General features: G+C 68.2%; 23 protein-coding genes. 9 read left to right on the top strand and 14 right to left on the bottom strand.

The features are described 5' to 3' along the window. The first annotated feature begins 75 nt into the window (after positions 1-75). Both FHU34_RS12455 and FHU34_RS12450 read left to right on the top strand, forming a co-directional pair. A complete protein-coding gene (locus FHU34_RS12455) occupies positions 76-2514 on the top strand; it encodes a non-reducing end alpha-L-arabinofuranosidase family hydrolase (protein ID WP_145780102.1) in 2439 nt (812 codons plus the stop codon). 152 nt (positions 2515-2666) lie between these two features. Then, positions 2667-3998, top strand: coding sequence for a poly(ethylene terephthalate) hydrolase family protein (locus FHU34_RS12450; protein WP_244311638.1), 1332 nt, complete (start codon positions 2667-2669; stop codon positions 3996-3998). Positions 3999-4249: 251 nt separating this feature from the next. Here the strand turns inward: FHU34_RS12450 and FHU34_RS12445 are convergent, their stop codons facing one another. The 5 genes from FHU34_RS12445 to FHU34_RS12425 all read right to left on the bottom strand — a co-directional run bounded on the left by FHU34_RS12445 (position 4250) and on the right by FHU34_RS12425 (position 8343). Next, positions 4250-4999, bottom strand: coding sequence for an alpha/beta fold hydrolase (locus FHU34_RS12445; protein ID WP_145780100.1), 750 nt, complete (start codon positions 4997-4999; stop codon positions 4250-4252). 211 nt (positions 5000-5210) lie between these two features. Further along, entirely contained in the window at positions 5211-6134 is a 924-nt protein-coding gene (locus tag FHU34_RS12440) for a serine hydrolase (protein ID WP_145780099.1), read from the bottom strand. Further along, positions 6127-6717, bottom strand: coding sequence for a hypothetical protein (locus FHU34_RS12435; RefSeq protein WP_145780098.1), 591 nt, complete (start codon positions 6715-6717; stop codon positions 6127-6129). The genes FHU34_RS12440 and FHU34_RS12435 overlap by 8 nt, the downstream gene beginning before the upstream one ends. Before the next feature lie 242 nt (positions 6718-6959). Then, positions 6960-7460: a SigE family RNA polymerase sigma factor gene (locus tag FHU34_RS12430; protein ID WP_088988818.1), complete on the bottom strand. Its 501-nt coding sequence runs from the start codon at positions 7458-7460 to the stop codon at positions 6960-6962. Continuing rightward, positions 7453-8343 (bottom strand): hypothetical protein, encoded by an 891-nt coding sequence (locus FHU34_RS12425; protein WP_145780097.1) that lies wholly within the window; start codon positions 8341-8343, stop codon positions 7453-7455. The genes FHU34_RS12430 and FHU34_RS12425 overlap by 8 nt, the downstream gene beginning before the upstream one ends. 329 nt (positions 8344-8672) lie before the next feature. On the opposite strand from FHU34_RS12425, the gene FHU34_RS12420 reads away from it, so the two are divergent. After that, positions 8673-9167, top strand: coding sequence for a hypothetical protein (locus FHU34_RS12420; protein WP_145780096.1), 495 nt, complete (start codon positions 8673-8675; stop codon positions 9165-9167). On the opposite strand, the gene FHU34_RS12415 is transcribed toward FHU34_RS12420, so the two are convergent. Continuing rightward, positions 9164-10153, bottom strand: coding sequence for a hypothetical protein (locus FHU34_RS12415; RefSeq protein ID WP_145780095.1), 990 nt, complete (start codon positions 10151-10153; stop codon positions 9164-9166). The two genes, FHU34_RS12420 and FHU34_RS12415, sit on opposite strands and share 4 nt — an antisense overlap. Before the next feature lie 99 nt (positions 10154-10252). Here FHU34_RS12415 and FHU34_RS12410 point away from each other — a divergent pair, with 99 nt between their 5' ends. Next, positions 10253-10783, top strand: a complete 531-nt coding sequence (locus tag FHU34_RS12410; protein WP_244311636.1) for a hypothetical protein — start codon at positions 10253-10255, stop codon at positions 10781-10783. Between the two features lie 64 nt (positions 10784-10847). On the opposite strand, the gene FHU34_RS12405 is transcribed toward FHU34_RS12410, so the two are convergent. From FHU34_RS12405 to FHU34_RS12395, 3 genes are all read right to left on the bottom strand, one after another. Continuing rightward, complete coding sequence (locus FHU34_RS12405) at positions 10848-11336, bottom strand: MarR family transcriptional regulator (protein ID WP_244311635.1); 489 nt, start codon at positions 11334-11336, stop codon at positions 10848-10850. A gap of 8 nt (positions 11337-11344) precedes the next feature. Continuing rightward, on the bottom strand, positions 11345-12592 hold the full coding sequence (locus tag FHU34_RS12400) for an FAD-dependent oxidoreductase (protein ID WP_145780093.1): 1248 nt from the start codon (positions 12590-12592) through the stop codon (positions 11345-11347). 77 nt (positions 12593-12669) lie between these two features. Continuing rightward, on the bottom strand, positions 12670-13104 hold the full coding sequence (locus FHU34_RS12395; protein WP_145780092.1) for an ATP-binding protein: 435 nt from the start codon (positions 13102-13104) through the stop codon (positions 12670-12672). 194 nt (positions 13105-13298) lie between these two features. On the opposite strand from FHU34_RS12395, the gene FHU34_RS12390 reads away from it, so the two are divergent. Continuing rightward, positions 13299-14543, top strand: coding sequence for a PP2C family protein-serine/threonine phosphatase (locus FHU34_RS12390; RefSeq protein WP_145780091.1), 1245 nt, complete (start codon positions 13299-13301; stop codon positions 14541-14543). A gap of 54 nt (positions 14544-14597) precedes the next feature. Beyond that, positions 14598-15062, top strand: coding sequence for a GNAT family N-acetyltransferase (locus FHU34_RS12385; RefSeq protein WP_167524772.1), 465 nt, complete (start codon positions 14598-14600; stop codon positions 15060-15062). Between the two features lies 1 nt (position 15063). Here FHU34_RS12385 and FHU34_RS12380 read toward each other — a convergent pair whose 3' ends face one another. Together FHU34_RS12380 and FHU34_RS12375 are read right to left on the bottom strand one after the other, a co-directional pair. After that, the gene (locus FHU34_RS12380) at positions 15064-16197 is read right to left on the bottom strand and encodes an IS630 family transposase (protein ID WP_341874427.1); all 1134 of its coding nucleotides are present in this window, start codon (positions 16195-16197) and stop codon (positions 15064-15066) included. A 168-nt stretch (positions 16198-16365) separates the two neighbouring features. Continuing rightward, on the bottom strand, positions 16366-17172 hold the full coding sequence (locus FHU34_RS12375; RefSeq protein ID WP_145780090.1) for a HEAT repeat domain-containing protein: 807 nt from the start codon (positions 17170-17172) through the stop codon (positions 16366-16368). Between the two features lie 56 nt (positions 17173-17228). On the opposite strand from FHU34_RS12375, the gene FHU34_RS34020 reads away from it, so the two are divergent. Together FHU34_RS34020 and FHU34_RS12370 are read left to right on the top strand one after the other, a co-directional pair. Beyond that, positions 17229-17351, top strand: a complete 123-nt coding sequence (locus FHU34_RS34020) for a hypothetical protein (RefSeq protein WP_280116480.1) — start codon at positions 17229-17231, stop codon at positions 17349-17351. A 115-nt stretch (positions 17352-17466) separates the two neighbouring features. Beyond that, on the top strand, positions 17467-19314 hold the full coding sequence (locus tag FHU34_RS12370) for a S9 family peptidase (RefSeq protein WP_167524809.1): 1848 nt from the start codon (positions 17467-17469) through the stop codon (positions 19312-19314). 20 nt (positions 19315-19334) lie between these two features. Here FHU34_RS12370 and FHU34_RS12365 read toward each other — a convergent pair whose 3' ends face one another. From FHU34_RS12365 to FHU34_RS12355, 3 genes are all read right to left on the bottom strand, one after another. Further along, positions 19335-20156: an alpha/beta fold hydrolase gene (locus FHU34_RS12365; protein ID WP_145780088.1), complete on the bottom strand. Its 822-nt coding sequence runs from the start codon at positions 20154-20156 to the stop codon at positions 19335-19337. 19 nt (positions 20157-20175) lie between these two features. Continuing rightward, entirely contained in the window at positions 20176-20745 is a 570-nt protein-coding gene (locus FHU34_RS12360) for a DJ-1/PfpI family protein (RefSeq protein WP_145780087.1), read from the bottom strand. A gap of 87 nt (positions 20746-20832) precedes the next feature. Further along, positions 20833-21576, bottom strand: a complete 744-nt coding sequence (locus tag FHU34_RS12355; RefSeq protein WP_145780086.1) for a GntR family transcriptional regulator — start codon at positions 21574-21576, stop codon at positions 20833-20835. A 341-nt stretch (positions 21577-21917) separates the two neighbouring features. Between FHU34_RS12355 and FHU34_RS12350 the strand changes: the two genes are divergently transcribed. After that, entirely contained in the window at positions 21918-23285 is a 1368-nt protein-coding gene (locus tag FHU34_RS12350) for an extracellular solute-binding protein (protein WP_244311634.1), read from the top strand. The last annotated feature ends 7 nt before the right edge of the window (positions 23286-23292 follow it).

Below are 23292 nucleotides of genomic sequence, written 5' to 3'. Positions count from 1 at the left end.
CACCGCCACCGTCCGAAGAGGCCGTTCCACCCGACCAGCGACAGATGTTCCCCATCCCACCACTGGAGGATCACCATGGCTCCCCGGACCCGTCCCACCCGACGTTTCCGAGCAAGAACGCTCGTACTTTCCGGAACTGCTGCGATAGTTGCGGCCCTGGTCGTATCGCTGCTGCCCAACCTCGCCCAGGCCGCCGAGACCACCCTCGGAGCCGCCGCGGCCCAGTCCGGCCGGTACTTCGGTGCCGCCGTCGCCGCGAACAAGCTCAACGACAGCGCGTACACGACGATCCTGAATCGGGAGTTCAACAGCATCACTCCCGAGAACGAAATGAAGATCGATGCGACCGAGCCGCAGCAGAACAACTTCACCTTCGGCAACGCGGACCGGATCGTGAACCACGCGCTCTCCCGAGGCTGGAAGGTCCGCGGCCACACCCTGGCCTGGTATTCGCAGCAGCCCGGCTGGATGCAGAGCATGGAAGGCTCCGCGCTGCGCAGCGCGATGCTCAACCACGTCAGCCGCGTGGCCGGCTACTACAAGGGCAAGATCTACTCGTGGGACGTGGTGAACGAGGCGTTCGAGGACGGCAACAGCGGGGCCCGTCGTAACTCGAACCTCCAGCGCACCGGCAACGACTGGATCGAGGCGGCTTTCCGTGCCGCCGACGCGGCGGACCCGGACGCGAAGCTCTGCTACAACGACTACAACACCGACAACTGGACCTGGGCCAAGACCCAGGCCGTGTACAACATGGTGCGCGACTTCAAGTCGCGTGGCGTGCCGATCGACTGCGTCGGGTTCCAGTCGCACTTCAACGCCAACTCGCCGTACAACAGCAACTACCGCACGACGCTGTCGAGCTTCGCCGCCCTCGGGGTGGACGTGCAGATCACCGAGTTGGACATCGAGGGCTCGGGCACGACGCAGGCCAACACCTACCGCAGCGTGGTCAACGACTGTCTCGCCGTGGCTCGCTGCAACGGGCTCACGGTCTGGGGCGTGCGGGACTGCGACTCGTGGCGCTCCGGTGGCACCCCGCTGCTCTTCGAGTGCAACGGCAACAAAAAGGCCGCCTACACGGCCACCCTGGAGGCGCTGAACAGCGCGGGCCCCGGCACCACCCCCACGCCCACCACGCCGGGCCCCACCCCCACCGTCCCACCGGGCTCGGCCAGCGAGATCGTCGGCACGCAGTCCGGCCGGTGCGTCGACGTGCCGAACGCGGCCACCACCAACGGCACCAGAGTGCAGCTCTACGACTGCAACAAGCAGACCAACCAGGCCTGGACCTACACCTCGGGCAAACAACTCCAGGTGTACGGCAACATGTGCCTCGATGCGGCAGGCACCGGCAACGGGGCAGCGGTGCAGATCTACAGCTGCCACAGCCAGACCAACCAACAGTGGAACGTCAACTCCAACGGCACCATCAGCAACGTGCAGTCCGGTCGATGCCTGGACGTCTGGAGCACGGCCAACGGCGCCCAGATCCAGCTCTACGACTGCCACAGCCAGACCAACCAGCAATTCCGGCTCGCCTCCCTCGGCGGCTCCAACCCGACGCCCACGCCGACGCCGACGACGCCACCGCCGACCGGCGGCACGTGTGACCTTCCCTCGACGTACCGGTGGTCGTCGACGGGTGCGTTGGCGCAGCCGAGGTCCGGTTGGGTGTCGCTGAAGGACTTCACCGTCGCGCCGTACAACGGCCAGCAGCTCGTCTACGCCACCACCCACGACACCGGCACCACGTGGGGCTCGATGAACTTCGGCCTCTTCAGCAACTACAACCAGATGGGCTCGGCCAGCCAGAACGCGATGAACTCGGCGACCGTCGCGCCGTCGCTGTTCTACTTCGCGCCGCGCAACATCTGGGTGCTGGCGTACCAGTGGGGTGGCACGGCGTTCTCGTACCGGACCTCCAGTGACCCGACCAACCCGAACGGGTGGTCGTCGGCGCAGACGCTGTTCACTGGCAGCATCTCCAACTCCAACACCGGCCCGATCGACCAGGCCGTCATCGGCGACGACCAGAACATGTACCTGTTCTTCGCCGGCGACAACGGCCGGATCTACCGGGCCAGCATGCCGATCGGGAACTTCCCGGGCAGCTTCGGCTCCAACTACACCACGATCATGACCGACACGACGAACAACCTCTTCGAGGCTGTCCAGGTCTACAAGCTCCAGGGTCTGAACAAGTACCTCATGATCGTCGAGGCCATCGGCTCGAACGGGCGCTACTTCCGCTCCTTCACGGCCAGCAGCCTGGGTGGTTCGTGGACGCCGCAGGCCACGTCCGAGAGCAACCCGTTCGCGGGCAAGGCCAACAGCGGTGCCACCTGGACCAACGACATCAGCCACGGTGAGCTGCTGCGGACCAACGCCGATCAGACCATGACCGTCGACGCCTGCAACCTGCAACTGCTCTACCAGGGTCGTTCCCCCAGCTCCGGCGGCGACTACGGCCTCCTGCCGTACCGGCCGGGTCTGCTGACCCTGCAACGCTGACGATCGGACATCAACGGGGGCGGGCAGGCTCGGCACACGACGAGCCCGCCCGCCCCTCGCTCTTCCACCACCAGGAGGTACCGACAGTGCGAGGACCCGCAGACCACCTCCCGCCCACGGGGAACACCCAGGCCGACCGAGTGTCAACCGGCTTGAGGGGCCGACTGTTCAAGCTCGCCGCGGCCGGGATCGCCGCCGCGGTCGGGTTGCTCACGATCACCGTGGCGACCGGGTCGGCGTCGGCCGCCGACAACCCGTACCAGCGTGGCCCGGACCCCACCCGGACCAGCGTCACCGCCGTAAACGGCCCCTTCGCCAACACCTCGGTCAGTGTCCCGACCGGGTACGGCTTCAACGGCGGCCGGATCTACTACCCGACCGACACCAGCCAGGGCACCTTCGGGGCCATCGCGATCTCGCCGGGCTACACGGCGTTGTTCTCCGCCGAGCTGGCCTGGATGGGGCCGTGGCTGGCCTCCCACGGCTTCGTCGTGATCGGCATCGAGACCAACAGCCGTAACGACTTCGACACCGCCCGAGGCACCCAGTTGCTCGCCGCGCTGGACTACCTCACCCAGCAGAGCCCGGTACGCGACCGGGTCGACCCCACCCGGTTGGCCGTCGCCGGTCACTCCATGGGCGGTGGTGGCGCGCTGAGCGCAGCCATCCGGCGCTCGTCGCTGAAGGCAGTGGTCGGGATCGCGCCGTACTCGCCGTCGTCGAACCTGGCCAACGACCGGGTGCCCACAATGATCTTCTCCGGGCAGGCGGACACTGTGGTCACCCCGTCCTACGCCACCGGCCTGTACAACAGCCTCCCGTCCACGACCGAGAGCGTCTACCTGGAGGTCGCGGGGGCGGATCACGGATTCATGGTCGGACGATCGAACCCGGTGATGGTCCGGACCATGCTGCCGTTCGTCAAGATGTTCGTCGACAACGACGCCCGGTACAGCCAGTTCCTCTGCCCGCTGCTGGACAACAGCGGCGTGGTCACCTACCGCAGCACCTGCCCGCTGCTGCCGTCGACGCCGACCACCCCGACGCCGACCCCCACCGATCCGACGACGCCGACGCCCACCCCGACCGTCCCACCCGGCTCCGCCAGCCAGATCGTCGGCACGCAGTCCGGTCGGTGCATCGACGTACCCAACGCCTCACGCACCAACGGCACCCGGGTCCAGCTCTACGACTGCAACAGGCAGACCAACCAGGCCTGGACCTACACCTCGGGCAAACAACTCCAGGTGTACGGCAACATGTGCCTCGACGCGGCAGGCACCGGCAACGGGGCAGCGGTGCAGATCTACAGCTGCCACAGCCAGACCAACCAACAGTGGAACGTCAACTCCAACGGCACCATCAGCAACGTGCAGTCCGGTCGATGCCTGGACGTCTGGAGCACGGCCAACGGCGCCCAGATCCAGCTCTACGACTGCCACAGCCAGACCAACCAGCAATTCCGGGTCACGCCTCTCGCATGACGACCATGCCGCGCCCGGCGAACGACGTGTTCGAGGGCGTGCAGGTCGGCACGTTCGAGGACGAGATCCCTGAACAGGCGCACTGAAGTGGGCGGGCTCGGCGTGAACGCCGGGTCCGCCCGCTCGTACCGCTGAACCACGGCTTCGACGGTGACCGCACTCTGCCTGACGCTCCGGTCGTCTGATCACCGCACGGCGTCGTCACGACCGCCCGCCGTCCTTGCGATCGACGAGGTGATCGAGAAGGGCACCTAGCCGGCGGTCGCGCGGGCGGCGGTGTCGATGAGGTCGGCGACCTGGCCTGGTTGAGAGACCGCCACGGCGTGGGACCCGTCGACCTCGATCGTGGTGGACCCGGCCCGGTCGGCCATGAACCGTTGCAGGTCCGGCGGAATGCCCTTGTCCTGCTTGCTGATCAGGGTCCACGACGGGATGGACTTCCAGGCAGTCTTGGTCACGGATCCCGTCTGGGCGCTCTGCGCGGCGGGCCGCTGCGTGACCGCCATCAGCGCAGCGAGATCGGGGTCGACGTCGGCGGCGAACACCGCCGGGAACTTGTCCGTTTCGATGTACTGCTCCATGGACGTCGACCCGTCGGGAAGACGGAACGGAACCATCTTGATGGAGGTACCGAGTTCACTCCCGGGATACTTCGAGATCAGGTCGAGCACGCTTTCGCCGACGTCCGGGCTGACGCTGGCGACGTACACCAGAGCCTTCACGTTCGCGGCACCATCCGCAGCCTCGGTTATCACGATTCCGCCATAGGAATGAGCGACCATGACGACCGGACCCTCGATGCTGTCCACGACGGAACGAACATAGGCGGCGTCCTGCTGCACGTCACGCAGCGGGTTGGCGACGGCCATGGCCGGGTAGCCTCGACGCTTGAGGTTGGCGATCACCCCGTTCCAGCTCGACGAATCGGCGAACGCCCCATGGACGAACACAACAGTGGGCAGCCCTGCCTTCTGGCCGGGCGAGTCAGGTGCAGCGGTCATTCGGCATCACCTTTCGGAAGCCCCCTGCCGCTGACGTCACCACACGTGCGTAGGCGGCGTGGACGTTCGACGGGGTGTCTCACTCGCAGCCCCGTGACGGCCCGGGATCCGGGCCTCGGAGGGCGGTACAGCACCAATATCCAGCACGGATGAGACCTCTGTCAGCGAAATCCGAAAGCCGCTCGGCGGGCCGCTACCCAGGGGCGGAGAGCTAACCCTGCGACGAACCGTCGCCAGCGGTGGCGGCGCGCATCTCCTTGAGCACGTAGGTGGCGGCCTGCTCGACGACGCGGATGCCCTCCTTCTGACTGACGTGGTGGTCGGAGAGTACGGCGATCAGCCAGTCATGACGGGCCTCGACGATCCGTCCGATGCTGTTGACGAGCCAGCGACCACCGTCGACGTCAGCGGTGTCCCAACCGTTCTTGACGTACACGGAAGCACTACCCGGCTCCCGCCCGGCGGTGACTCCCCATCGCTGCTCGGGGATCACCTTTTTCATGAGGCCCATGACGAAAGTACGGTCCTGCGGGGTCAACGGTCCCGTCGGCGATGTCAACGCGGTCAGCAGACGGAGCTGGTCGGCAGCCGTGGTCGTGGTGAGGCCCCAGTGTGAACTGGGCCTGGTCTCACGCAGACCGAGTGCGCGGTTCGCGGCGGTGAGGCCGCGCGAGCCGTCGATCCGCTGCCACAGCGCCACCGCCGCATCGTTGTCACTGGACACGATCATGGCTTCGGCCAGTCGCCTGGTGTCGGAACTCAGGGCCTTGCCCGCCGGTTTCTGGCGCAGCAGCAGGGCCGCGAGGATGTCGACCTTGACGATGCTGGCCGTCTCGAACCGTTTGGCACCGACCGCCACCGCAGCCGTGCCCTGTCGATCCAGTGCCGCCACCGCCAGGTGACCGTCGTACCGCTCCACGTAGGCCTCGATACGCGTCCGCGCCTCGGCGACCCGGTCGATGGCCGGTGTCGTGGGGATCGGACTGGCCGGAGAAGGACCGTGCGACGGGCCGGCTCCCCCGCCGTCGCGAGCGCGTGTGGCACCGAAGGCAGCCGTCGCGACACCCGCCAGAGACATGGTGACCGCGGAGAGGACCCAACGGCGTGGCAGCTGCCGACCTCCCCGCTCAGCCAAGACGGGCCACCGCCTTCGCCGCGATCGAATCCAGCGCAGCCTGGCTCCCCAGCTCGGGCACCCGGACCGTCGAGACCGTCTCGCCTCGTCTCAGCATCACGACGTACGTGACGGTATTCGGCCTGCCGGCGCGCTCGATGCGGCCGCGGATGAGGATGCCGGCGTCCCCCAGATAGCGGGGATCGACGACCTCGAAGGAAACGCGCGCCCCTTGGACCAGGTAACTCGCGCACCGCTGCAGGACCCGACGAACGTCATCGACATTCCGCTCGGCCCACCCCGGTTCGTACGTCTCCACCACGTGGTGGGCCAACGACGAGCCGTCCGACGGCCGGTAGTAGCGCTCCGAGGCGGCGAGTCGGTGCGACTTCGCCGCGTAGTCGCTGCTCTGATAGTCGGGGCAGTCGTTCTGTTCCCACGGCCAGGGCGGCAGACCGGCACGAACGTCGTCCTCGTGCCAGTTCGAACCCAAATCCCCCGCCCCCAGCAGCATGCCCGGACCGCCCGGCTCAGCGCTCGCGGTGTGTCGCTCGTCGGGGTCGGCGCCGGGCTCCGACCGTTGACACCCGGTGGCCATCACCACCAACGCCGACAGGACCACCGGTACGACAGCGATCGAGCCGCGACCTCTGCCGCGACTCCGGCCTCGGCACGCCCCGCTGCTCGATACGGACACGGAACCTCCCCAACGCAGATAGTTGCCACCGCAGGTCACGCCTCGGACGGCGACGAGTGGCACGCTCGCCGCCGCTTCACCGAAGCGGCGGGTGCCGTTCGACCCCGGAGCCCTCGGAGCCGTCGCACCCCGGCCGCAGACGGGACCGGTCAATGGCGTTCCTCGGCGAACAACTCGGAACGGGTCTCGCCGAGCAACTGGCGCAGGCGGTCGAGGGAGCGCATGCTCTGGCTCTTGACGACGGCGGTGGAGACGCCCACCACCTCGGCAGTTGCCTCCACGCTCAGGTCGTCCCAGTAGCGCAGGACGATGATCGCCCGATCCCGTAACGGCAGGGTGGCGACCGCGTCCAGCAACGTCATACGCAGCTCGGCCGGATGTTCCTCGCCCCGATCCGGCGGCGCCGACATCGCCAACTCGCGGCTGGAACGACGCCGCTGCTGGTCGATCATGCAGCGCAGCAGTACCTTGCGGGCGTACGCGTGGGGGTCGTCGGCCCGGCGGACCCGGCTCCAGTTGGCGTACACCTTGGCCAGCGTCGTCTGGGTGAGGTCCTGGGCGAAATGCCAGTCGCGGCACATCAGAAACGCGGCGTCGCGCAGGCGGCCCGCGGCCGCCTGCGCGAACTCCACGAAGTCCTCGTCAGCCATTCGACCGGGCCAGTGACGCGAACCTCTTGGCGCCGCTTCTGACGAGATCGGCCGGCAGTCTCGTCCCCCAGTTTGGGTTGGCGGCGATCTCGATCGCCTCGTCCACGGACAGGGCGGGCGGTGCCGGCGAGGTGCCCTTGCCCTCCCAGAACAGGCAGGTGGAGATCATCAGATCGATCTGGAGGCCATCGCGGTGGTAGACCGTGACCATCTTGTTCTGCACGCAGTTGTCGGGAATCTCGGTCAGCTCCACCGTGCCCGGTGCCGGGTTGTCACCGAGGCGGTCCTGGTAGATGGAGAGCCGCAGCATGCCCGGCCCTTCGCCTCGGTCGAGGTGGATCTGGATGTACGGCATGCCGGCACCTGCGCCGCTGCTCTGAAGGCTCGCGTACCCGCTGGTCTTCCCTTGAGGCAGAAGCCGGGTCAACAGTTCCAGCGCGCCCTCCGGTGTGGTGGTCAGCAGCTCACCGGCCGGCCCCGCCCCGATCCGCACGGTGTCGATGACCCTGGTCGAGGGGGTCGGCGACACGGACAGATGTGGCGCTCCTGCCGGATTTCCTCCCCTGCCGTCCACCCACCCGCCCGGGGCGTCGTCTGGCACCCCGGGCGGAGACGGCGTGGCCGAGTCGACCACCCCACCCAGCGAACCCACGTTCATCCCGCCGGTCTGACTGGCGTCATCCGCACCGACACCGAGCGGCCCGACGGCCAGACCGATCACTACCAGCATCACCATCGCCGATCCGCCAGCGCCGAACTGCGCCAAGCGGCGCCGGCGGCGCAGTCGGCGGCCCTGCGCCACTGACCGCTCGATCAGGTCACCCAACGGTGGGGCGGGGTGCTGGGCCAGATCGTCCCTGAAACGTCCACGGACGTCACCCATGTCCCGTACCCCTCCTCGGCCGGGTGCCCTGCGTGGCAACCCGTCTCCTACCTGACGGGTTGGCCGGCCAGTTTGGTTACCGTCTTTCGACACGAATTTCCAGCCGCCGCCCGCAGGCCGACGCGGCACTCGCCGCGCGTGTGTGGCCGTCTCCGGAGAGTCATATGTCCTTGCCGGGAGGACCGCTGCGGACGGGTGAGCCCGTGGTAGGCGCACACCTCGGCGAAGCCCATGCGTCGGTCGACCGGCTGGCCTGCCGTACCCGACGTTTGGGGTTGTCAGCCATGCTGGAGCCGGAAGCCCAGGCCGGCACCACACGAGGGGGACTCGTGCGCAAACCAGCCAAGACAGCCGCCCTTCTTGTCGGACTCGGCGTCGGCGCCGCCGCCGGTCCGTCCCTCGGACCGGCCGCAGCCTGGTCTGGTATCGCTATCGCCGCGCTCGGGGTTGCGCTCTTCCTACTGGGCACGAGGGAGTCCGATCTCGTCGGAGACGGCGGGATCGACGACGAGGAGGAAGCTGAGATGCCCGACGACGGTGCGGCCACGGCCGTGGAGCGACGACCCCGCATCCGGCAGCGATCAACCTTCGCCCACCTCGGCCCCCACGTGGAACAGATCCTCAGGCTCGCCGAGGAACAGGCCAGCACCATCGTCGAAGACGCGCGGCTCGAATCCGAGAGGCTCCTGGCCGCCGCCCGACGGGAGGCCGACGCATACCCGAACCTTGCGCGGGAGCAGACAGCCGGATTCACCGGAGCCCACCAGGACCTGTCTCCGATACCGCCTACCCAGGCTCCGCCTTCGGGCGAGGACCCAGGCTAGGGCCGCGCGCGTCGCCAAGACGGTCCTGCGATCTCCGGCGGTATGGTCAGCGACGGAATCATGGCGTGCCAGGTGGCGTGCCAGGCGCTGGGAGGACGCGCCAAGGTGGCGCACACCTCGCCCGCCAACTCCTCGGGGCTGCGGCCACGCCACGGGGTGTCGACGAACACCTGGTAGTCGCCGTTGAACTCGAGGGCGACCCGGAACAGCTCCTGATCGCGGTAATCGTTGGCGACCCAGCTGGGTCGGAGGTTGTAGGTGAGCAACCGTTCCCGGTCCATGTCGGTCAGGACACGTCGTCCGGCCGACCTCTCGGGCGTTTCCCACGAATGATCTGCGGCCACCCGTGCGACCTCCGCGTCGTACTCGGCGGCGGCGAAGGAGACGCCCCGCATCATGGGCACCTCGAGCGACCAGTCCCAGTGGACCCGGTCACCGTCACGCGTGATGGTGACGTCTGTGGATCCACAGCCATACACACCGCAATCGCAGCGCGCGATCGGAACGGTGCGTGGCTGGGAGACGGCCACCAGACGATTGGTCGGAACCAGGACCTCGTACGGGTCCATCCCGAGGCCTGCTCCGGCAGCTGTCATCTCCGTGCCGTTGACGTAGACCTGCACGTGGAAATCGCCGCCTGCGCGGGGCGTCGGCGACACCTCCAGATGGAGAGAATCGACTCCGGCCCGGCGGGCGACTCCCCCGCCTGGTACAAGGGCGAAACCGGGAGGGACAGTGCTCGGGAATGGGATCTTCAGCTCCTGAAGCGATGTGGTGACAAGTTCGCGGATATCCCAGGAAGAGTCGTTCACCGAAGCACCGGCGAGTTCGCGCAACGTCGGAGAGTCCAGCCCGTCGACCAATGCTTGGCAGGCAGCCTGAATCAGATCCTCCGAGCCGCGCCCGGTCTCGGCGTCCCACCGTGCCACAACGTCGTACAGTCGCTGCTCCGCAGACCCGCCGCCATCCTCACTCACGCCAGCCATCATCCACAGCTCTCGAAAGGACCGCACCACGGTTTCTCTTGATCCAGCACGAGCAGATATCGGCTGGCGCGGACTGTGGCCGTAGGCCATGGTCTGGGGGTGATCGTCATCCAGCGGGTACGTGTGCGATGGAGCGCGTCCAGCCGCGGTGCTCACCATGCCAACGCCCGCCGGGGGCTCAACCGCCCGGTGATGCTTCCCGCGCCGCCGCCGACAGGCGATGTCGTGGTTCACGACGTCCTGGCTGACGAGGCCGACAACTACTCGCTCCGCACCGACGTGCTGACCGGTGGCGTGAGCATGGCCCGCAGCCTGGGTCTGTGGCTCGCCTTCGAGGGCTCGGCGGTGACCGTCGAGCGTCTGCCCGGCAGGGCGGCGTTTCCCCGCGCGGGAGTATCGACCCGCCTGTTCACCCTCGCCGACGGGCAGGTTGGCCGGTACGAGGCCAATTTCCGGCTCCGGTTCACCGACTGCGCGTGCGACCCCAGCTGGTACTACGAGGACTGGGTGGTCCATGTCAGCAACGGCGATGCTGCTGGCGATCGGTTCCTGCGCGGCGAACCGGACCGCGTTGTCGACCACCGTGTCCATCTCTACGGTGGCCGCTCCGCGCGCCGACCTAACCGCTAGCGAGCGCTCGGGCCAGAACCCCACACGCCTCATCAGCGCAGTGTCAGGCCCGGTTCAGCACCCCTCAGGCAGACCGCTGTGCGGTGTCGCCGCCGCGGAGGCGGTCCAACTCGGCGAGGTACATCGCCTGCAGGCGCTCATTGTGGCGGACGAGCAGCGTGACCTCCTCGACGCTGTAGCCCTCGATGAGCCGCTCCGCCCGCTCGGCGAACGGCTCGTACGGTCGCTTCAACTCGGCGATCCGCTCCGGCCGCAGGGTGACGATCACCCGCCGCCGGTCCGCCGGATCGCGCTCGGCCGTCACGTAGCCCGCCTGCTGGAGCCGGCGGAGCATGCTGGTCACCGCCCCGGTGGTGAGGTTGGTCCGTTCGGCGACCTGCCCGGCGGTGGCTGATCCGGCGTCCGCCAGGTAGTCCAGGCATTCCAGGTCGCTCACGGTGAGGCCCAGCCGCTCGGCGATGGCGTACCGGAACACCATGGACAGCCGCGACGTCTCCCGCCCGGCGCGCATGAGGTCGGCGATCGCGGACGCACGGGCCAGCTCGTGGGGCATGCCCGCAATCATGCCTCCGGCACGGTGACCCGGTGCAGCCGAGGTAACAGCCGGGTCAGCACCCAGTGCGGTGCTGTTGCACCCCCGGTCAGGCGGCGCATCAGCCCGGCGGCGGTGTCGACGGCGCGGAAGGCGTAGGGCACCATCTCGTCCTGATAGCCGGCGATCGCCTCCTCCACCGGCGTGCCGCTCGTCCGAGCCTGGACCAGCCTGCGGCCGAGCAGGGCGGCGTCGCGGAGTGCCGTGTTGCCGCCATGAGCGCCGAACGGTGGCATGACGTGCACGGCGTCACCCATCATCGTCGCCCGGGGCACCGCCCACCGGCGCGGGCGCCGGCCGGTGGCGAAGAGGTTGAGCACCGTGGCGTCCAGCTCGGCCGTGCCGACCAGCCGCCGGATGACCGGGTGGAAGTCCGCACTCATCCGGGAGGCCAGTCTCCACAACGCCAGCAGGTCCCCTCGTACACCGAGGGGCACCTCCTCCTGCCGGAGCAGCAGTCCCCACATGACGTAGTCGTAGCCGGTGGGCGCATAGCTGCCCGGGGCCAGGCGCGCGAACGCCTCCGGCGGGCTCTCGCCGAACCGCATGGAGGTGAAGAAGAAGGCGCGGCCTGGTCGGTCGGCGATGGCTAGGACCCCACTGGTACGCAGCGCGTCCGGGATGACGCTCTCGCCGTTCCGCAGCAGGGGCGACCGACCGTAGATGCCCGCCATCGGGGTGTTCGTCGGGTCCGCGTCCGGCATGAGCTGCGCGCGCAGTGCCGAGCCGACGCCGTCAGCGCCCACGACGACGGTTGCCGCGGCGGCCCCGCCGTCGGAGAACCGCAGCCGCAGCCCTGCCGGGCCGCCGCTCTCCACCGCGACGGCGTCCTTGCCGTAGTGGATGCGCCCGTTCAGCCCGGACTGCAGGATCGACCGCAGGGTCAGCCGGTCGACCTGGCGGGTCGCGTGTGGCTCGTCCTTGAAGGTGATGGTGAACGCGTCCCGCAGCCGGCTGTCGGTGAAGCGTAGGTGCCCGCCGGGCTCGTCGCCGGTGGTCAGCGCCAGGTTGTACAGCTGGCGAGGCAGGCTCTCGCGCAGCGCCTCCAGCCCGTACCGGTCGAGGATGATCCGGTAGCCCTGCCGCCGGACGAAGGGGCCCGGGTCCCGCTCGTAGACGTGCACGTCGATGCCGGCGCGCATCAGGTACTGGGCGAGGCAGAGGCCGGAGAGGCCGGCGCCGGCGATTGCCACCGTGAAGTCAGTCGATGTGCCCATGCATTTATCTTAATGACTAAGATGATTTGGGCAAGACCGCCCGCCTCCGTCCGTCAAGGCGGGGAAGGGGCAGCGGGCTAGCCGTCGCCGCGGGTGCGTACCGCGATGCGGATGGTGGTGCCGTGGGGTCCGCTGCCGACAAACAGGTAGTCGGTCATCTGCCCGACGACCCACAGGCCCATTCCTCCGGTGCCGGACAGAGGCGGTCGCTCGACGCGCGCAACGTAGTGAGCGGCATCGAACCCCGGCCCCTGGTCGGTCACTTCACAGGTGAGTTGGCCGTCGAGGAGCAGGCGGATGGCACCCTTGCCGCCCCCGTGCCGAATCACGTTGATCAACAATTCGTTGACCGCTGTCACCCAGTCCTCGATCTCGTCCTGGTCGAGGCCACACCGCCGACTGACGGCCTCGACCTCGTTGCGAACGCGGGCGAGGTCCGTGAGGGCGAACGACGTCGAGAAGAGGGGCCTCCCAGCGGTCGGCGCATGATGGTCGCGAGGTGGGACCGCCACCGCTCCCCCTCTCTGTCCGGACGTGAACTCCGGCGACCTGCTGGTCGCGCGTCAGAGTGCGCCCCCCGTGAAGGGTTCACCGGACGACGAAGGCATCAATGTGACATGGGAACGTACCCCACGTTGAGGACGCGACACTGTCGATCTCCTTCCTGGCGCGCCGTCGGCGACGTGCCGGCGTCTAGGCTGCCTGGGTGAGTGGTGCCGAGATGGTGACGAACGAGGAGCGGCTGCGCCGCATCGAGGCGATCACCGACGCCGCGTTGTCGGGGCTGGACATCGCCGAATTGCTCGACGAGCTCCTCGAACGGGTCCGGGACCTGCTCACTGTCGATACCGCCACCATCCTGCTGCTGGAAGGCCACAGCGGCGAACTCGTCGCGACGGCGGCGAAAGGGCTGGAGGAGGAGGTACGCCGGGGCTTCCGCGTCCGGGTCGGGCGCGGCTTCGCCGGCCGGGTGGCGGCGACACGTGCGCCGGTGACGATCTACGACGTCACGCCTGACGACGTGGTCAATCCCATCCTGCTCACCAAGGGTGTACGCGCCCTGCTGGGCGTGCCCATGATCTACAACGGAAACCTCGTCGGCGTGTTGCACGTCGGCTCGTTGACCCTGCGGCGGTTCGGTCCCGACGACGTGCGGCTGCTGCAACTCGTCGCCGATCGTGCCAGCTCGGCAGGCCAGGCCCGAGCGCAGGTCCTCGACAGGCAGGCTGCGCTTGCCCTGCAACGCAGCCTCCTGCCCGCCCAGCTACCCGACATTCCCGGTCTGGACCTGGCCGCCCGGTACGCACCCGGTCACGACCTGGGCATCGGCGGCGACTGGTACGACGTGTTCGTGTTGCCCTCGGGCTGGCTGGGCGCCGTCATCGGCGACGTCTCCGGCCACGGGCTGCCATCCGCCGTAGTCATGGGGCGCATCCGCAGCGCGCTACGCGCCTACGCGCTCGACGCCGACGACCCCGCCGAGGCGCTGACCTCCCTCGACCGCAAGATTCACCACTTCGAGGCCGGCACCCTGACCACCGCCGTCTACGCGCTCATCGCACCCGACCGTACGACGGTCCACCTCTCCTGCGCAGGTCACCTGCCACCGCTCCTGGTTGCCCCCGGCCAGCCCGCCCAGCTCGTCAACGTAACTGTGGACCGGCCACTCGGTGTGGGCCGCCCGATGATCAGTCGCCGCACCACAGTTCTCGACCTACCGCCCGGCGCGGCGCTCGTCTTCTACACCGACGGGCTCATCGAACGCCGCACTGAACTGATCGACACCGGCATCGAACGCCTCGCCGCCGCCGTGCGGTCCGAGCCGGCCGAGGCACTGTGCGACCACATCATGACCACCACCGCGCCGGAGCACCCCGATGACGACATCGCTCTGCTGGTCATCCGCCGTGCATCACCAACCGACGAAGCGCCGCCGGCAGTCGACCGGTGAACTACCTAGTGCCGCATCAGGCAAGGTTTGCCTCGTTCCTGTCAGACTGCTGGGGTGATCGTCAGACTTGCGGGAGAGCAAGACTTCCATGGCTTCCTTGGCCTGGCGGCCCAGGTGGAGTGCTGGTTCGGCCCGATGGTCGAGGACCTTGGCTTCCATGACGCTGTGCGCAAGCACGTTCGTCGGTCCACGGCGATCGTCGCTGTTTCCTCGGGGCCGGATCTCCTGGGTGGGCTGTTGTTCGCGGCGAAGGCCCCGACCTACCACGTCCACTGGCTTGTCGTATCTGCGCAGTCACGGGGGAAAGGCGTCGGTCGTGCGCTGATGGCGGAGGCGATGCGCAGGTATGTGCGTGGCCCAGGCGCCGTTGAGGTGGTCACCTTTGGAGCCGATCACCCGGGTGCCTCCGTCAGCGGTGCACGTGTCTTTTACGAGCGCCTTGGTTTCGCACCCGCCGAGGCTGTCGATCCGGGTCCGGAAGGCGGTTCCCGGCAGGTCTTTCGCCTGGCCGTCACCTGATTCAGGCGACGTTGGCCCGGGCGACGACGTTGTGCAGGCGCTCGTCGGCGGTGTGCTTGTTCCGCCAGATGATGTAACGGCGGATCATGCTGCCCTGGGCCTTGTGGCTGGGGTGGTCGGTGCCGTCGAGGGTGAAGTAGCGCAGGGCGGTGAACTGGGCCTCGATGCGGTTCAGCCACGAGGAGTTGGTCGGGGTGTAGGCGATCTCGACGTTGTTGGCTTCGGCCCAGTCCGCCACCCGGCGGCATCGCTTTGTGGTCAGGTGCGGGGAGTAGTTGTCGCACACAATGGCGATGCGGACCGTGGCCGGGTAGAGGGTGCGCAGGTAGCGGCAGAACTCCAGGAACTTCGACCGGTTCTTGGTCTCTTTGATGTGGCCGTAGAGCTTGTCTTTGCCCAGGTCGTAGGCGGCGAACAGGTGACGGACCCCGTGCGGGCGGGTGTAGGTCGCCCGCCGTCGAGGCCGTGGCTCCCGGTCGGGGTCCTTGTCCTTGCCGCCGCGTTCGGCCCACTGCCGGCCGGGGTGCGGCTGGAGATTCAGCGGCCCGAACTCGTCCAGGCAGAACACCGCCTCCGGCTCGCCGTCCTCGGGTATGACCTCGCCGTCGGCGATCGCGTATAGGTGCTCCACCCGCGCCTTCTTGGCCGCGTAATCCGGATCGCGGGAGGTCTTCCAGGTCTTCATGCGTTGAAAGGAGACGCCTTCCTCGCGGAGCAGGATGCGCAGGCCCTCGTGGCTGATGTCGTCGACCACCCCCTCGGCTACCAGGAAGTCCGCCAGTTTGGTAAGGCTCCAGGTCGAAAACGGCAGGCCGTGCTCGACCGGCCTGGACTTGGCAATCTTCTTGATCTCACGCCGTTCGGGCAGGGTGAACGTCTTCGGCCGTCCACCCCTGTACTTCGGGTAGAGGGACTCGAAGCCGTCGGTGTTGAAGTTGTGGATCACGTCTCGGACCCGGTCCGCGCTGGTGAACGTGACCTCGGCGACCTTGGCCACCGGCATGCCCTGCGCGGACAGCAGCACCATCTGGGCCCGCCGCCAGGTCACCACCGACCCCGTACCGCGGCGAACGATCCGCAGCAGGCGTCTTCCCTCGTCATCGTCGATCTCTCGGACGCGTACTCGTTCGGCCACCCGCATAGCCTGACGGCCACCCGTCGCCCAGGACAGGACCCGAGCGGCGCGTCTCCGACAGGGTGAACGTTGCCTGATGCGGCACTAGAGACGGATCGACCTGACCGTTCGGGTGCGACCACCTGGTCGAGCCCGGAGGTCACGCGCCAGTGAACGCCGGCGCCGCACTCATGGGCCGCGGCGGGCATCCGCCAGCCAGGTGGTGAGCATCCGGCTGGTGACCTCGCCGATTGCCGCCGCCGCTCGTGCCGCCATCGCGGTGAGCTCGCCATGCTGGACGGCGGTGACCGACAGCTCGGGCGGTGGAGTGCGGCGCCACGTGGTTCGCGCGCCGTCCCGGGCGAGGCGGGTCACGTCGGCCTTACCACGTTCGGCCAGGCGAGGGTCCCTGTCGTGGGTGAGAATCAGGGCAGCGCGCAACTGGACATCGACGCTGCGGCCACGCAGAAGGCGGTAGCCGGACCGGCGCAACTCCACCCGGGCGTCGCCGAGCAGCTGCCACAGAAGGCTCGGCGGCAGGGTACCCGCGACGGGCCGCAGCGCGGTGGTCACCTCTCGGACCACCGCTGGCGACGAGTCCCGTAACAGCGGCAGCACCTCCGGCGCGACAATCGCCTCGAGCAGCCGCAGACTTCGTACCGCCTGCGCACGAATCCTGGCGCGCGAGTGGGTCAGCAGCCGCCGCAGCAGCAGGGCATCCGATGCCGAGCCGGTCTCGGCAAGCCCGGCGATCGCACCCAGTGCCGGTTCAGCGGCACCGGTGGCGGTCCGGTAATGCTCCCGGGCGTCGATGCCGAGACGGCGGGCCGTGTCCCGGGCCACCGCCCGAACCAACGGAGCGTCATCGTCCAGGTACGCGGCGACGTCACTGTCCTGACCGACCCGGACTAGCCCGGTCAACGCCACCACCCGCCCCTCGGCACGTACCGACCGGGCCAGGCGACGCAGAACGTCATGCCGGCGGGAGCCTGCCATGGCCTACACCGCCGACAAGCCGAAACGGGCTCTCGTCGCGCCGCCATGACAAGCGCGTGGACCGCGTACATCATCTGCTCGACCCGAGCATCGTCGCCACGCCCTGGGTGCTGGCCGCGGGAGCCGCCTATCTGGCTCTGCGTGGCGTCACCGGCCGCCGGCAGCACAGAGCGGGGTAGGAGCGTTGCGACCCCAGGGCTCTCACCAGGGTGCCGGTACCCGCCGGTCCCGTCGACCGACCAGGCCGCACTCGATTGGCGCGGCATCTCGGCGGGGCCGGCCGCCGTCAACGACATGGTCGACACAGCGCATCGACTGTCTAGGATCCCCTGTGTGCCCGGATACCGCGACTTCCAGTCAGGCCTGAGATTTCTGCCGACACTGGCCATCGCTCCCGATGGTGACTCGATCGCCTACGTGGATGACGCCGACGGCCAATTCAATCTCGTCACACAGACACTGTCGACCGGCGACACGCGTCGCCTTACCGCCGGCACCGACACGACAGTCCGCCGGGTGGCATGGCATCCCGGCGGTGAGTGGCTGTTGTTCCTCGCCGACGACAGCGGGGACGAGAACACGCAGCTCCATCGGATCGACGCTGCCGGCGGTAACCCGGTGCCCCTCACCGATGCGCCGGACGTGCAGTATTCGGCCGCCCTTGGCGAACCGTTCTCCCCCGACGGCCGGTCCATCGCCTACTGCGGTAACGACCGGGACCCGGCCGACCAGGACGTGCTGGTGCTCGACCTGTCGACCGATGAGGTACGCCGGGTGTACGCCGGCGGCGGCAGGGCCTGCCCCGGGCACTGGTCCCCTGACGGGTCCCGGCTAACCGTCGCCGAATGGCGGACCACCAACAGCGACCACCTGGTGCATCTCATAACTCTCGACGGTGCCGAACCGCGCTCGTTGACGCCGCACGACGATGTGGCGACCTACTGGTTGGGGCCGTGGCTGAAGGACGGCAGCGGTTTCCTGGTCCTGTCGAATGTCGGTCGGGAGTTCACCGGACTCGCGGTCATGGATGCGGACTCCGGCGCCCTCACCTGGCTGGACACTCCCGACTGGGACGTGGAGGAGGTCGCTCTGTCGGACGACGGCCGGGTCCTGGTCTGGAACGTCAACGTCGACGGCTTCTCCCGACTGCGCGGACGCGACCTCGTCACCGGTGCCGACATCCGCATGCCGGAGTTGCCCCCCGGCGCGGCAACCGGCCTCACCGTGGCCGGCGACGGGCGCTTCGTCGTGCTGCGGCTCTCCACGGCGACCCGACCGTGGAACATCCTCCTGATTGATCTTGAGAGCGGAGAGCTCAGGTGGCTGAGCAACGCTCAGCCGGTGACGGCCGACCCTGCCACCTTCCGCGACCCGACGTTGATCCGTTATCCGGCGCGGGACGGCCGCCAAATCCCCGGTTACCTCTACCGTCCCGAAGGACCGGGGCCAGCAGGTGTCCTGATCTCGATCCACGGCGGTCCGGCCTGGCAGGAGTTGCCCGTCTATATGCATGACGGCTTCTACCAGTACCTCCTGGCCCATGGGATCGGCGTCTTCGCTCCCAACGTGCGGGGTTCTCTTGGTTACGGCCGTACCTACTCCGACCTCGTCAACCGCGACTGGGGCGGCGGTGATCTGACCGACCTCGCCGATGCGGTCGCCTATCTGCGGGCACAGGAGTGGATCGACCCGAATCGCATCGGTGTCATGGGCGCCTCCTACGGGGGCTTCGCCGTGTTGTCGTGTCTGAGCCGGTTGTCGGAGTTGAACTGGGCCGCCGGTGTCGATCTCTACGGACCGAGCAACCTGGTCACCTTGGCCAAAGCCTCGCCGCCGACGTGGCGCTCGTTGGTGGCCGCCGTGATCGGCGACCCGGAAGCCGACGCGGATCGACTGACGGCGCGCTCGCCGGTAACACACGCCGACCGGATCGAGGCGCCCTTGATGGTCATCCAGGGTGCCAACGATCCCCGCGTACCACGGCACGAGAGCGATCAGATCGTCGAGCGACTTCGGTCCCGTGGCGTCGAGGTTCGCTACGAGGTCTTTCCTGACGAAGGCCACGGTCTGCTCCGCCGCGACAACCAGGCGAGGGCCTTCGCGGATGCCGGCGAGTTCCTCATCGAGCACCTCGGCACCTGAAGCCGCCCGGGCCACAACTATCACTGGCCTCGGTCCTGGCTGAGGAAGCGCGACAGCAGTTGCCTGAACTCGTGCGGGTGCTCGGTCGCCGGCACGTGCCCGCATCGGTCGAGCACGTGCAGACGGACGTCGGCCAGGTGTTCGAGCAAGGGCTGGGCTGTCGTTGCGAGCGGGGTGACTCGATCCTCCGCGCCGTGAACGAGCAGCACGGGTGCGCTCACCGCTGCCAGCGTCTGCACCGAGAGGGTGAGGTCGTCGTTCCATCGTGCCCTGGGCGGAGGGAACAACGACGCGTATGCGGCTGCCCCCGCTCGCATCGCGGCTGCCCGGGCATCGACGGCCGCGTCGGTCACGAGCGCCTGGTCGAGGACGAGGCGACTCAGCATGTCCCGTGCGCCGAGCGGGCCGGCGGGGGCGCCCCAGATCGCATCGAGCTCGGCGGACAGCGGCGCCCCTGGGGCGCCCATCGTCGAGACCGCCACGACACGGGTGACCTGCTGGGGGCGCGCGGCCGCCAACGCCAGCGCCACGGCGCCGCCCATGGAGTGACCCACCACGGCGTAGTGCTCGATACCGAGAGCGTCCATCAGGCCGGCGGCCTGCTCCGTCCACAGCCGGAGCCCGCCACGGGAGCCCGCCGGGACAGGTGTGCGGCCGAACCCCGCCTGGTCCGGAGCCACCAGGTGCCAGGTCGCGCCCAGTGCCTGCGCTGTCGTTGCCCAGGCTCCGGACCCGGTCGTGCCGGGTCCGGAGCCGTGCAGCATCAGCACTGCGGGGCCGGTGCCGCCCTCCAGGACGTGGACGGGTGAACCGTCGACCGTGACGGTCCGAAGTGTCGTCACCGGGGCGGACCAGCTGCGTTCATGCCGATGCGGGGCTGACGGACTTCGAGAAGACATCCATCATCGCCCGGCCGAACTGCGGCATGTCGGGCCATCCCCGGCAGGAGACGAGGTTGCCGTCGACGACGTCGGGGGCGTCGATGACAGTCGCGCCCGCGTTCTCCATGTCACCGGTGATCGGGGGGAAGCACGCGGTCTTCCGACCCTTCAGCAGTCCGTACACCGCTGGCACCTGCGCGCCGTGGCACACCAGCGCGATGGGGAGGTTGCGCGCGAAGAAGTGCTCGGTGATGCGCCTGACGTCGGCGTCGACCCGGATCCACTCGGGTGCACGTCCCCCGGGGATGATGAGGGCGTCGTAGCGCTCGACGTCGACGTCGGCCCAGGGCACGTCGACCGGCAGCTTCCGGCCGTCCTTCTCCACATAGGCGTCGGAGTTGGGGTCGAACTCGTGGATGACCAGTTGCACGTCACGCATCGTCCGTGACGAGACGTCGACGTCCCAGCCGCCCTCCTGCACGCGGTAGTAGGGATACATGGTGTCGAGTTCCTCGGCGGCGTCGCCGGTCAGGAGCAGCGCTCTGGGCACCTGCTTCTCCTCGCGTTTGGGACGGGTGGTGTGGATCCAATCCGATCTGATCCGATCGCGTTAGCATCGCCCGACCCCGCTCGCCCGTCAAGCCTCCACCGCCATTCCATTCGCATCGTTGACTTCGTCGAACAATCGGCGGAAACGATCACCCGATCGCAGGATGTGCCGACGCATCGCGTAGGCGGCGGCGTCGGGGTCACGCGCGGCGATCGCGGCCACGACATCCTCGTGCTCGGCCATGGCCAGGTGGGTGACCTGGGTGTCGTGGTGGAGCCGGAAGAGGTGCACGTGGCTGTGCAGGCGAGCGAGCGCTTCACGGATGACCTGGTTCTCCGCGCTCAGGGCGACGAGGTCGTGAAAGGCGGCGTCGCGCAGCCCGAAGGCGCCGTAGGCCGTCGGCCCGTTGCCCCCCTCCAGCTCCGCCATCTCCTCCAGCATTCGTCGCAGACCAGCCACCTGCTCGGAGGATGCGCGTTCGGCGGACCTGCGAGCCGCTGCCGGTTCGAGAAGCAGGCGGACCTCGAGCATGTCCTCGAAGCGGTGACGGGTGATCTGCGGGGGGATCCGGTAGCCGGCATGGGGCACACGCACCACCAGGCCCTCGGCTTCCATGCGGTTCAGGGCGTCTCGGATAGGCGTCTGCGAGACCCCCAGCTCTCGGGCCAGGACGTCGATCGTGACTCGGGAGCCAGGCTCGATCCGTAGCGACATCAGCTGTCCGAGCAGCGTGTCGTACACCTCGTCGGCGAGCCGGCCGCCAGCTCTCCCCGCCGGCGTCCCGCCCGTCGCGGCCCTGCGGCCCCGCGCGGTAATCGCTTCGTCGTCCATCGTGACGTGAGGCCCTTTCTTGCGTGTTCGAGAACCTGTTGACATCAGTCACAACGCTGCGACATGCTGACGCCCCCAACTCGATCGTATAGGAAACCTGGACCGAAGATCTTCTCGGTGCCATGAATACCCGGTACGTCACGGCACCCGTGACGCCGGCCCCGCGGATCGCCCCCGCGACAGCCCGGTAACACGCTTGAACAACCCAGCACCTGCTCGGCGAAGCACCTAGCGAGGCCCTAGAAGTCCGAACCCAGAAAGCAGGCAGGAATATGCGGCGTTTGAAGCGAACAGGACGGACAGCCGGTCCCGGTCGGAAGGTACAGCTGGCGACGGCGGCCATGCTGCTGGTGGCCACGACCATGGCGGCTTGCGGCGATGGCAAGGACGACGGCGACGCGAAGGCGAGCGCCCCGAAGGCACCGGCGACCATCCCGGAGCTCACCAAGGACCCGCTGACCCTCAGCTTCATCTGGTTCGAATGGCCCCCCGCGCAAGCACTGGAAGCCTTTGCGAACGCGGAGTACAAGAAGGAGCGGCCGAACGCGACCATCAAGGTCAACACCGTGCCGAACGCGAACTGGCACGACGCGATGTTCACCCAGTTCGCCGCGCGCAAGACCGACTTCGACATCGCGATCCTGGACTCGCAGCACATCGGCGAGGCGGTGACGAACGGCAACATCCTCGACCTCACCGACTTCGTCAAGAACAACATCGAAGTCAACGCCTACGATCCGTACCTCCTGGCGGCCTACGGCCAGTTCCCCCAGGCAGAGACCGGCAAGCGCGACGAGAGTGCCAGCCTGTACGGACTGCCGCTGCTCGGCGACACCTGGACGATGATCTACCGCAAGGACCTGATCGGCGACAAGCCACCGCAGACCTGGGACGAGATGATCTCAGTCGCCGGTAAGTGCCAGGCGGAGAACCCCGGGGTCAGCGGACTGGCGTTCCACCAGGCCAACGGCTCCGACGCCGCGGCCGTCACCTACAACACGGTCAACGGCGTCTACGGCGGCAACCTCTGGGACTCCAAGGCCCGCAAGATCGACGGCGTCCTCAATGATGCCGCGGGCCAGGAGGCGATGGACGTCCTGGTCAACAAGATGAAGCCGCTGACCGCCAAGGGCTCCGGCAACTGGTTCATCGACGAGGTGAACGCTGCCGTCGCGCAGGGCAAGGCGTGCATCGCGTTCAACTGGATCGCCGCGAGCGGCGGCCTGCTCGATCCGAAGCAGTCGACGCTCGGCACCACACGGGAGCAGATTCTCGACAAGCTGGGTTTTGCCACCCTGCCGAGCCAGAAGACGAACCTGGTCCCTCTCGGCGGTATGGGGATGCACGTGTCGGCCTACTCCGCCGCGGCGAACCAGGCAGAGGCCCTGAACTTCATGAAGTGGTTCGAGCGGGCTGACATCCAGAAGAAGTGGGCCGCGGCTGGTGGCGTGCCATCGCGTACGGACGCGATCCAGTCACCCGAGTTCCTCAACGCCGGGCCGTTCAACAAGGTGTACGCCGACTCGGTTCCGCGGATGCGGGACATGTGGAACGTGCCCGAGTACGCACGCCTCGTCGACATCGAGAACACGAACGTCAACGCGGCTCTCAACGGCGCGAAGAAGCCGAAGGACGCGCTCGACGACATCGCCAAGGAGCAGCAGCGCGTGCTCGACTCGAGCAGCCGTAAGGGCGGCGGCGGACTGTGAGTGGCCC

The organism is Micromonospora taraxaci (assembly GCF_007830095.1).
Classification (GTDB): Bacteria; Actinomycetota; Actinomycetes; order Mycobacteriales; family Micromonosporaceae; genus Micromonospora; species Micromonospora taraxaci.
The sequence above is the reverse complement of the archived record's forward strand: the minus strand, read 5'-3'. Positions and strand labels throughout refer to the sequence as shown.